The following is a 10167-nucleotide window of genomic DNA, read 5'->3' as shown; positions in this document are numbered from 1 at the left end:
TTCACCTACACCAGGCGACCCGGATACACACCACCCGGACGACCCGGATACACCGGACGACCCAGATACACGGCACGCGGACGACCTGCCCCAACCGCTGCGGGCGACGACCCGTCAGACCAACCACCCTGAGTAGCAACACCAGACGCGCACAGCCGCCGGCGCGTGCCAGAGAGAAGCGCGTGCCGGAGAGATGCGGGGGCCAGAGAGAGCGTGCGCCGCGAGAAGCGGACCTACGAAGGGGACGGGTGAACGGCGCACGAGTAGACGGGCTGACGGGTAGACGACGCGTGATCTCCTCGATCTCCGGGCAGGCAGCGTCAGATCCTGGCGTCGGCGGACGGCTGGCCGACGGCCTCGTCCCCGGCCCCTGCGGGGTGCCCGAACCAACGGGTGAGCGCCGACCGGAGTTCCTCCCGCTGCCGGCCGTCCGGACCGGGTGCCGCCGACGCCCAGGCGACGTAGCAGTCCGGCCGCAGGAGCAACGCGGTGACGTTCGGGTCTTCGCATCGCGCGGTCACGACGTCGACCCGGTCACGCCACGGTGCCACCGAGTCGGCGAGCGTCCCGCCGTCGGTGAGGTCCAGCAGCAGGGGCCGGGCGTCGCGGGTCAGCTCGGCGAGTCGTACCGTACCGGTCTCGGTGTGCAGCAGCAGGTCAGGCGCCCAGCGGCCGGTCAGGGAGGCCGCGGCGGGGTCGGCGGGGACCGCGCCCATGTCGTAGCGGATGCCCGCGCCGGCTATCAGGTCCGCGAGGCGCTGCACGGTGTGCCGGTCCTCCAGCAGTTCGCCGAACAGCTCACGGAGCGCGGTGATCTCACTGCCGGGGCCGACCAGCACGCCCTGCGCCTGGGTGTGCATGGTCACCCGCTGGCCGGCCGGGCGGCGCTCGGCCTCGTAGCTGTCCAGCAGCCCCGGGGGCGCCCACCCGCGCACCTCGGCGGCGAGCTTCCAGCCCAGGTTGATCGCGTCCTGCAGGCCCAGGTTGAGCCCGGGGCCGCCCATCGCCGAATGGACGTGGGCGGCGTCTCCGACCAGCAGGACCCGTCCGGCACGGAATCGGTCGGCCAGCCGGGTGTTGCCACCGGTCAGCCGCCGCAGCATGTGCGGCCCGGGCCCTTCCGGCGGACCGATCGGCAGATCGACGCCGAGCACCCGCCGGACGCTGTCGCGCAGTTCGGAGATCGTGAGCGGTTCCTCGAACGCGGCGTCGTCGCCGGACGGCAGAAATTCCGTCGTGCTCACCATCGACGGGCCGCTGGGGAACGGCGCGAACGTGAGCAGCCCCCGCTCGGTGCGGTGGTGCATGAAGGGCGGGACAGTACCGTAGCCGGGGATGACCAGCCCGCCGCCGACCGGATCGATCAGCTCGGCCGGCATGGTGACGTGGGCGCTGCGAGAGATCCTGCGATCGGTGGTCACGCCGGGGAAGCCGATCCCGGCGAGCTTGCGGACCACGCTGTGCCCGCCGTCGGCTCCCACCAGGAAGCGCGCCTCGATCCGGTACGGCCCCTCGGGACCCGTCACCTCGACCGTGGCCACGCCCGAGTCCTGGGTCAGCCCGGTCACCGCGTGACCCCGCCGGATCTCGACCCCGAGCTCGGCGGCGCGCTCGGCCAGCATCTCCTCGATGCGGCGCTGAGGCACCATCAGCAGGTAGACGGGGTTGTCGGGCAGGGCGGCCAGGTCCAGCGAGAACGCGCCGAACATGAAGGCCGGCGCCGGGCGCGGCGGCGCGGAGGTGCCGCTGAGCCGTTCGTGCAGGCCGCGGCGGTCGAGCATCCGCACGACCTGGCCGACGAGCCCGTTGGCCCGCTGTTCGCCGGACGGGCCGGACAGTCGCTCGAGGACGATGGGCCGGACACCGGCCAGGGCCAGCTCGCAGGCCAGCATGAGGCCGTTCGGACCGGCACCGGCGATGACGACGTCGATGGGCATGACAAGATCCTTTGAGTACGGGTGCGCGACGCGCGCACGGTGAATCGACCCGGCGGCGCCGGGTTGACGTACTAGCCGCGTACTGGAGGACGGGCCCGTGCTACGGCGTGGGCAGACCCGCGGCGAACTGCGCCAGAGCCTCGGACAACAACCGCTGCATCTCCACGGGCGGATCGGTGCGCAGCCAGTGCTGCATGGTCACGTTGACGGCGGCCGTGACGGCGGCGGCCACCAGGTTCGGATAGAGGTCACGGTTGACGTCGGTGCCGGTGCGCTCGGCCACCGCGGCGGCGATCCCGGCCTCGGCGAGCGCTCCGGCCCGCAGGAACTCTCCCTGCAACGCCGGCTCGGCGACCATCACCCGCACTCCGGCGATCCACTGCTGAGGGTCGGTCACCTGGCGCGCGACCGTCTCCGGCGGCGGCTCGAACTGCGCGCGCACCGCGTGGGCGATGGACTCCCAGAGCGGCTCGGAGGCTGGGCGGCCCCGCAGTATCTCCGCCCCCCGAAGGGACCGGTCGAGGTGGCGGGCGACGATCGCCTCGGCCTTGCTGGAGAAGTAGTTGTTGAACGTGCGCGGTGACACCCCCGCCGCCTCGGCGATGTCCTCCACCCTTACGCGGTCGAACCCGCGCTCGACCGTGAGCGTGACGGCCGCCCAGCTGAGCGTCGCCCTGGTCTCGCGCTTCTTGCGCTCTCGCAGTCCGACCCGCGCGCCGTCCTCAGTGCTCATGTCACACACACTAACCGAAGTTGCGCGCCCAGCAAATATGCGGACTCAGCAAATATGCGTAGTAAGCAAATTTCTTTCCCGTCGGCCGATCCGCCCCGCACGCGATCGGCGGCGGACCGTCGGCACGGGAGCGCTATCGGCACACGTGGACACGCCGCGGCCGGCGGTCCCCCTTGGACCACATCTCATTTCGCAATCGATTGCGAGCCATTCATTTTCTGAAGGCCGAGGTGAGCTTCCTGCAGCCCAAATAATGCGTATACACCTTCTTGACGCTAATGGACCCGTTGGGTACCGTCGGCGCAACCGATTGCAGCGGTCAACGCCAGACGCAGGAAAACACGCTGATCTGAGCAGGGAGCTGGGATGGGGCAAGTAGAGGCCCACAGTGCGCCCGGCGCACAGCGCGCCGCGGATGACAAGGCGCCGGAACCGGCGCTCATCGAGGCGGCACATGTGACCGCGGGTTATGACAACAGGCGAGAACACACACGACTCATCGCATTACGCGACGTCTCACTCCAAGTACGGCCGGGCGAATTCCTCGCCATCGTCGGACCGTCCGGTTGCGGGAAGACGACCTTCATCAATCTGATCGCGGGTTTCGTCAAGCCGATCGAAGGTTCCGTACGAGTACGCGGCAGTGAGGTGACCGGCCCGGGCGCCGACCGGGCGATGGTCTTCCAGGACTACGCGCTCCTACCCTGGCGAACGGTCGAACGGAACATCCGGTTCGCCATGGAGAACCGTCGCGGGCACGTGCCGAAGTCCGAGCAGGCCGGACGCGTCGCGCAGGCACTCGAACTCGTCGGGCTGACGGGGTTCGAGAAGTCCTACCCGCATGAGCTGTCCGGAGGCATGCGGCAGCGAGTCGGAATCGCACGCGCCCTGGTGACCGAGCCCGAGATCCTGCTCATGGACGAGCCGTTCGGCGCGGTGGACGCGATGACGCGTGAGGCCATGCAGGCGGAACTGGAGAAGATCATCGCCGAGACCCGGCAGACGGTCGTCTTCATCACGCACTCGATCGACGAGGCCATCCTGCTGGCCGATCGCATCGTGGTCATCAGCAAGCGGCCCGGCACCATCAGGGAAGTCATCGACGTCGACCTCCCACGTCCGCGATTCGACGAACAGGCCGACGTCCAGCGGTCGCCCAGGTTCGGAGAGATACGCAGTCACCTGTGGTCGCTTCTGGCGGACGAGGCCCTGGGCGCGAAGCAGGAGGGCGCATCACGATGACCGAGACGATCCAGGGCGCCACGCGCACGAACGATCAGCAGATCGAGAGCATTCACGTCAGCCGGTTCGCGCGGCTCAAGAACGTCGCGATCACCGTGGTCAACCTGACCATCTTCTTCGTGATCTGGGAGCTCGTCGCCCGCGCCGAAGTGATCAACGCGTTGTTCTTCCCGCGGGCGACCGAGATGTTCGCCGCCCTCTTCAACGGGTTCGCCGACGGCACGATCTGGCCGCAGCTCAGCCACAGCCTGTCGAACTTCCTCATCGGTCTGGCGATCTCCGCGGTGATCGGCATCCCCGTCGGCCTGCTCATGGGTGCGAGCAAGGTCGCCGACCTGATCCTGAGTCCCTACGTATGGGCGATGACCTCGCTCCCCCGCGTCGCCCTGATCCCCCTGCTGATCCTGATCATGGGATTCGGCAATTCCATGCAGCTGACGATCATCGTTCTGTCCGCCGTGTTCCCGATCATGGTCAACTGCATGGCGGGTGTGAAGACGGTCGAACCTTCACTGGTTCGAGCGGGCGAGGTGTTCGGGGCCAGCAGACCGCAGATCTACCTCAAGGTGATCCTTCCGTACACGCTCCCGTTCGTGATCTCCGGCGTCAACCAGGGCATCGCCCGCGGACTCGTCGGCATGCTCATCGGTGAACTGCTCGGTGGCGGAGGGAACGGACTCGGCTTCCTGCTGGACAAGGCGGGCGAGCAGTTCGACGCCCCGATGTTGTACGCGACCTTGATTCTTCTCGCGGTCATGTCCGTCGGATTGGTACAGGCGATGCGCTGGCTCGAACAGCACGCGGCGCCGTGGCGCGACATCTCACGCGCATAGATCTCTCCACCCGCATCTCTCGGATTTCCTCACCCCCCAGGGCCGGCGCGGTTCGCCATCCCCCACTTCCCACAGCCGCTTCCGTGGGACGACGCCCAGGAGTCACGATGCACAGATCCAAGCAGTTACTCACCGTATTCAGCCTCACCGTCCTCGTCGCGGCCTGCGGAGGCGCGGGCGGAGGCGACAAGGCCCCGAACGCCGCGAACCAGAGCGCCCCGGCGAGCGCCGACGACATCGACGCGACGATCGACACGACCAAGGTCAAGCACAACCTCGTGGTCGGCGTCGACAACCCGTACTACCTGTTCCACGAGGACATCCTGGTGGCACAGGAGAAGGGGTACTTCAAGGAGGTCGGCATCGACAACGTCGAGATCAAGACCATCGAGGACCCGCTGCCCGCCCTCATCGGCGGCTCGCTCGACATGTCGCTCTACGACTCCGACACGACGATCGCCGCTGCCAAGAAGAGCAACACGGGAGTCCGCTTCCTGTCGGTCTACCTGGGCGGCGAGGCCAACATCCTGGGCGTCCACAAGGGCATCAACACGGCCGCGGACCTGAAGGGCAAGACGATCACGGGCGGCCAGTTCAACAGCCGCAACGACGCGATCCTGCGGGAACTGCTGACCAAGAACGGTGTCGTCCCGGACAAGGACGTCAAGATCGTCAGCACCGGCGGCCAGTCCAACGAGCGGCTCCAGTCCGTGATCGCCGGCGTGGTCGACGGCGCCAGCCTGCAACTCCGCCACCGCAAGGTGCTGGAGAAGGAGGGCGGCAAGTTCCTGTTCGAGGAGACGCGCAAGGTGCCGCAGAACGGGTGGGCGGCCAACAAGCTGCTGACGGAGAGCCCGGAGACCGTCACGGCGTTCCTCACGGCCACGCTGAAGGCACGGCAGTTCATCACGAACCAGGCGAACAAGGACGAGGTCCTGGCGCTGATGGTGAAGAAGGGCTTCGACGTTCCGCCGGAGTTCGCCGACGCGTACTCGGCGGAGAACGCCACGGACTACCACGTGGCCGACGGCGGATTCGACCCCGCCGACATGGACAAGTTCATCGCGGACCAGATCGGGTTCAAGTCGGTCCCCGAGGGCACGGACTGGCGCGCGTACACCTACCTCGTCCCGCTCTGGCGCGCCCAGAAGATCCTGGGCCTGCCGTTCAGGCCCGCTCTCGGGAACGTGTGAGCCATGAGCGTGGGAACGGCTGCCGCCAAGGGACTCCGGCTTCTCGCCCACCACGACCTCGCCGGCAGCGGCGACGGCATGCAGGTGATGCGCGAAGGCGACGCCCTCTACGTCGGCCACAGCGGAACGTCCCGGATGGGCACCTCGATCCTCGACGTGGCGGACCCCCTGCGTCCCCGGTTGGTGGACCAGTGGCCCGCTCCTGACAACACCCACACGCACAAGGTCCAGGTGGCCGGCGGACTGCTGCTCGTCAACCACGAGCGCTTTCCGTACCGGCCGACCGGGCCGCTCGGTCCACACTCGGCGGGCCTCGCGGTGTACGACCTGAAGGACCCCTTCGCCCCGGAGCAGATCGCGTTCTGGGAGTCGGGAGGCAAGGGCGTCCACCGCATCGTGTGGGAAGGCGGCAGGTACGCCCACATGTCGGCGGTGCCCGACGGCTTCAGGGACCGCATCTGGGTCGCCGTCGACCTTTCCGATCCGGCGCGTCCCGTCGAGGCCGGGCGCTGGTGGTGGCCGGGCCAGTGGGAGGCGGGCGGCGAGCGTCCGGACTGGCCGGCCGGCCGGCGCTACGCCGCTCACCATGCCCTCACCTCCGGCGACGTCGCCTATCTCGGCTTCGACGATGCCAATCTGGTCGTGCTCGACGTCTCCGACATGGCCTCACCGAAGATGATCGGCCGGTGCCAGTGGGGCGGCGGTGCGACGCACACGTGCCTGCCGCTGCCCGGCCGCGACCTCCTCGTGGTCACCGACGAGCAGCAGCACGACGGCCCAAGCGCTCCCGAGCGGCGGATCCACCTCGTGGACGTCGCCGATCCGGCCGAGCCGTCGTACCGCGGCGCCGTCCCGCATCCGGAGGGTCCGTACGACGACCTGCCGATGCGCTTCGGACCGCACAACCTGCACGAGAACCGACAGGGGTCCTACCGGAGCGAACGCCTCATCTTCGCGACGTACTTCAACGCGGGCGTGCGCGTCTACGACCTGGAGGATCCGGATGAACCCCGTGAGATCGCACACTGGGTCTCCGAGACGCCGCCCGGTCAGCAGGCGCCGCAGGCCAACGACCTGTTCGTCGACGAGGGCGGGCTCATCTGGGTGACCGACCGAACCCATGGCGGGCTGTTCGTGCTCGAGCCGGAGCCGGCCCTGGCCGCGCTGATGGAGGAGGCGCGTGCGTAATCGCCTCTGACGACGAGGCCCAGTGAGACGCCGGGCCTCGTCTTTCAGGTGAACGGCCATCGCAATCGGTTGCACGCCAAGATGCCGTGATCCGCACGAGCCGCAGCAGGTGAACCTTCGACACCCTGCCACCGGTGTTCCGGGTCATGTCATGCAACCGATTGCGATGGCACCTGCAGTGATGACACCTGTCGTGATGGCACGCGGAACGCGGAACGCGCTACATCTTCGCCGCCGCCCGCTTGATCGCCTCCCGGATGCGGAAGTACGTGCCGCAGCGGCAGACATTCTGGATCGCGTCGATCTCGGCATCGGTGGGGTTCTTGTTCTTCCTGAGCAACGCCACGGCGGCCATGATCTGCCCGGGCTGGCAGTAGCCGCACTGGGCCACGTCCTCCTCGAGCCAGGCCTCCTGCACGGGGTGCAGCGTGTCGCCGTCGGCGAGCCCCTCGATCGTGGTCACCTTCCTGCCCGCCGCCTCGGACACCGGGACGACGCACGGGTTGACCGCCTCCCCGTCGAGGTGGCTGGTGCAGGCCTTGCAGACGTCGATGCCGCAGCCGTACTTCGGACCCGTCACGCCGAGCTTGTCGCGCAACACCCACAGCAGGGGCATGTCGGCGGGCGCGTCGACGGTGACGGTCTTCCCGTTCACGGCGAAGGTGTAGGTCGGCACGGTCTGCCTCCTCAGCGGGGGAACGGGGTGAAGTCGACGTCGAAGTTGATCGGGAAGCTGCGCGGGCTGGTCCCGGTGGCCCGCGCGTAGGCGTTGGCGATCGCACCGACCGCGGCGGGAACCCCCAGCTCGCCCGCGCCGCCCGGCTCACCGTCGGCGGGCATGATGAAGATCCGCACGTCGGTCGGCGAGTCCTTCTGCCGCGCGTAGTGGAACTGCGAGTAGCTGCCCTCCAGCGGCAGGCCCCTGTCGATGTGCAGGCCCGCCCGCAGGGTCGTGGAGATCGCGTCCGTGAGGCCGCCGAGCAGTTGCGCCTCCAGCCCGCGCGGGTTGATCGGGCGGCCGACGTCCGCCGCGATCACCGCTCGGACCACCCGCGGCTTCCCCGGGTCGCGCGCGTCGATCTCGACCAGGCACGCGGTGCACGACTTGTACTCGTCGTGGAAGCCCACTCCCTGGGCGAACCCCGCCGGCATGGTGCGTCCCCAGTTCCCCGCGGCGGCGACCTTGTCCAGGACCCTCCGCTGCCGGTCGGTCTTGAGGAACGCGCGGCGGAACGCGACGGGATCCTTGCCCATTCGCTTCGCCAGCTCGTCAACGAGGATCTCCTCGGCGCCGCGGGTGTTGGCCGAATACACCGACCGCCAGCTCGCGGTGTGCATCTTCAGCGGCACCTCGTTGAGCAGTTCGGTCACGACGCCGAAGTCGTAGGGCACCTTCACGGTGGTGAGGAACACCGTCTGCGCGAAGCTCAGGTTTCCGGCGACGGGGAGCCGGGCCGCGGTGGCCGTGAGGATCTCGCCGAGACCGTGCCGGAAATCGGTCTCCACGGCGGCCACCCGATGTTCGTAGGTGAGCACCTGCCCGAGCGCGTAGGTGGCGCGGATCTTGTGATGCGTCGCCGGACGGGCCCGTCCGTGCCGCATGTCGTCGATCCGCGACCACATCAGCTTGACCGGCCTGGCCATGGCCTTGGAGATCTGCGCCGCTTCGAGCGCACCATCGAAGAACAGCCTGCGGCCGAACGAGCCGCCGCTCTGCCTCACATGTACGGTGACACGATCCTCCGGCAGGCCGATCGCGGCGGCGATGGTCTGCTTGGCGACGATCGCGGACTTCAGCCCGGCCCAGATCTCGGCCCGGTCGTCGCGCACGTCGGCGATCGCGGAGTTGGTCTCCAGCGGCGCGTGGCTGACGAAGGCGAAGTCGAACTCCGCGTCGACGTGCCGGGTCAGGAGCGGCGGCACGACGAACGGCAGGGCGGCCGCACGGAGCCGCTTGCGGATGTCGGCGTCGGACAGGGCGTCGACGGTCCCGTCGTTCCAGCTGACGTCCAGCGCGTCCTTGGCGTCCAGCGCCTGCCCGAACGTCTCGGCCATGACCGCGACGCCGGTCGGGACGACGGCGAGGTCGATCACGCCGGGCATGGCCCGCACCGCGGTCTCGTTGTTCACCGATCGCACGGTGCCGTTGATCGTCGGCGGCCGCCGCACCATCGTGGGCTTGGCGCCCGCCACGTCGAGGTCCAGGGTGTACCGCATGGTGCCGGTGACCATCGCGCGGGCGTCGATCCGCGAGGTCGGGGTGCCCACCAGGGTGTGCTCGGACTCCGGCTTCGGTTTGACGGTCAGGCCCGGCAGCGGCAGCGTCGCCGCGAGGCCCGTGAGGGAGCCGTAGGAGGCCGTCCGCCCGTCCGGTGCGACGACCGCGCCGTCACGGGTGACGAGTCGGTCGGGTGACAGGTCCCATCGCGTGCTCGCCGCGGCGACCAGACGTGCCCGCGCGGCCGCGGCGGTCCGGCGCACGGGACCGTAGACCGAGCGGATCGTGTTGGAACCACCGGTGAGCTGGTTCATCAGCAGTTCGGGCCGCGCGTCGGCGAGCCGTACCCGTACCTTCGACAGCGGGAGGTCCAGCTCCTCGGCGACCAGCATCGCCACCGCCGTGGTGATGCCCTGGCCGACCTCGGCGCGCGGCAACTCGAAGTGGGCCTCGCCGTCCTCGGTCACCTCCAGCACCAGCAGGTGCGCCGTCGGCGTTCCAGCGAGGATGAGGACGTCGCCGAGGTCCATGATGTCCGCGGGTTGCGGCAGGCCGGGCACTCCCGCCTCGGCGGCCGCCGTGCCGATCCCGTCCGGGGCCAGGTTCGTCGTCGCGAGCGTCAACGTCGGGGCGGCGACCAGGAAGGTCAGGAACCGGCGCCGGCCGACCGCCCCGTCGTCGTGTTCGGCGGCGCTCTTGGTGGGACTGCCCATGGAAATCCCCTCTCACCAGACGCTGGGGTGACTCACGGGTACGGAGCATCGTCGCACCGTCACGGTTCCGGTATGTGATGTTCCGCAGTACCGGCCCGGAAATCTCCGCA

The 10167-nt window shown here is 69.0% G+C and carries 8 protein-coding genes; 4 read left to right on the top strand and 4 right to left on the bottom strand.

Translation table 11 applies throughout. The features are described from left to right. Positions 1-320: 320 nt before the first annotated feature. Together Pmi06nite_RS13165 and Pmi06nite_RS13160 are read right to left on the bottom strand one after the other, a co-directional pair. Entirely contained in the window at positions 321-1937 is a 1617-nt protein-coding gene (locus Pmi06nite_RS13165; protein WP_203953213.1) for an FAD-dependent monooxygenase, read from the bottom strand. A gap of 100 nt (positions 1938-2037) precedes the next feature. Beyond that, positions 2038-2670 (bottom strand): acyl-CoA-like ligand-binding transcription factor, encoded by a 633-nt coding sequence (locus Pmi06nite_RS13160; RefSeq protein ID WP_203953212.1) that lies wholly within the window; start codon positions 2668-2670, stop codon positions 2038-2040. A gap of 366 nt (positions 2671-3036) precedes the next feature. Here Pmi06nite_RS13160 and Pmi06nite_RS13155 point away from each other — a divergent pair, with 366 nt between their 5' ends. The 4 genes from Pmi06nite_RS13155 (at position 3037) to Pmi06nite_RS13140 (ending at position 7126) form a co-directional block, all read left to right on the top strand. Then, on the top strand, positions 3037-3912 hold the full coding sequence (locus Pmi06nite_RS13155) for an ABC transporter ATP-binding protein (protein WP_203953211.1): 876 nt from the start codon (positions 3037-3039) through the stop codon (positions 3910-3912). After that, a complete protein-coding gene (locus Pmi06nite_RS13150) occupies positions 3909-4745 on the top strand; it encodes an ABC transporter permease (RefSeq protein WP_203953210.1) in 837 nt (278 codons plus the stop codon). Before Pmi06nite_RS13155 ends, Pmi06nite_RS13150 begins: the two co-directional genes overlap by 4 nt. A 107-nt stretch (positions 4746-4852) precedes the next feature. Further along, positions 4853-5938 carry an ABC transporter substrate-binding protein gene (locus Pmi06nite_RS13145; protein WP_203953209.1) on the top strand — a complete coding sequence of 362 codons (1086 nt, stop codon included), beginning with the start codon at positions 4853-4855 and terminating at the stop codon, positions 5936-5938. A gap of 3 nt (positions 5939-5941) precedes the next feature. Continuing rightward, a complete protein-coding gene (locus Pmi06nite_RS13140; protein ID WP_203953208.1) occupies positions 5942-7126 on the top strand; it encodes an LVIVD repeat-containing protein in 1185 nt (394 codons plus the stop codon). A gap of 220 nt (positions 7127-7346) precedes the next feature. Here Pmi06nite_RS13140 and Pmi06nite_RS13135 read toward each other — a convergent pair whose 3' ends face one another. After that, a complete protein-coding gene (locus Pmi06nite_RS13135) occupies positions 7347-7802 on the bottom strand; it encodes a (2Fe-2S)-binding protein (RefSeq protein WP_203953207.1) in 456 nt (151 codons plus the stop codon). 11 nt (positions 7803-7813) lie between these two features. Next, positions 7814-10057, bottom strand: a complete 2244-nt coding sequence (locus Pmi06nite_RS13130) for a xanthine dehydrogenase family protein molybdopterin-binding subunit (protein WP_203953206.1) — start codon at positions 10055-10057, stop codon at positions 7814-7816. Between the last annotated feature and the right edge of the window lie 110 nt (positions 10058-10167).

Origin of the sequence: Planotetraspora mira, assembly GCF_016863275.1 — a bacterium.
Lineage (GTDB): Bacteria > Actinomycetota > Actinomycetes > Streptosporangiales > Streptosporangiaceae > Planotetraspora > Planotetraspora mira.
This window is presented reverse-complemented; position numbering and strand designations above follow the sequence as displayed.

Bases quoted from the DNA above. Each gene is read 5' to 3' on its own strand.
- Pmi06nite_RS13150 (WP_203953210.1), top strand. From the start codon at position 3,909: ATGACCGAGACGATCCAGGGCGCCACGCGCACGAACGATCAGCAGATC.
- Pmi06nite_RS13130 (WP_203953206.1), bottom strand. From the start codon at position 10,057: ATGGGCAGTCCCACCAAGAGCGCCGCCGAACACGACGACGGGGCGGTC.
- Pmi06nite_RS13155 (WP_203953211.1), top strand. From the start codon at position 3,037: ATGGGGCAAGTAGAGGCCCACAGTGCGCCCGGCGCACAGCGCGCCGCG.
- Pmi06nite_RS13165 (WP_203953213.1), bottom strand. From the start codon at position 1,937: ATGCCCATCGACGTCGTCATCGCCGGTGCCGGTCCGAACGGCCTCATG.
- Pmi06nite_RS13145 (WP_203953209.1), top strand. From the start codon at position 4,853: ATGCACAGATCCAAGCAGTTACTCACCGTATTCAGCCTCACCGTCCTC.
- Pmi06nite_RS13140 (WP_203953208.1), top strand. From the start codon at position 5,942: ATGAGCGTGGGAACGGCTGCCGCCAAGGGACTCCGGCTTCTCGCCCAC.
- Pmi06nite_RS13160 (WP_203953212.1), bottom strand. From the start codon at position 2,670: ATGAGCACTGAGGACGGCGCGCGGGTCGGACTGCGAGAGCGCAAGAAG.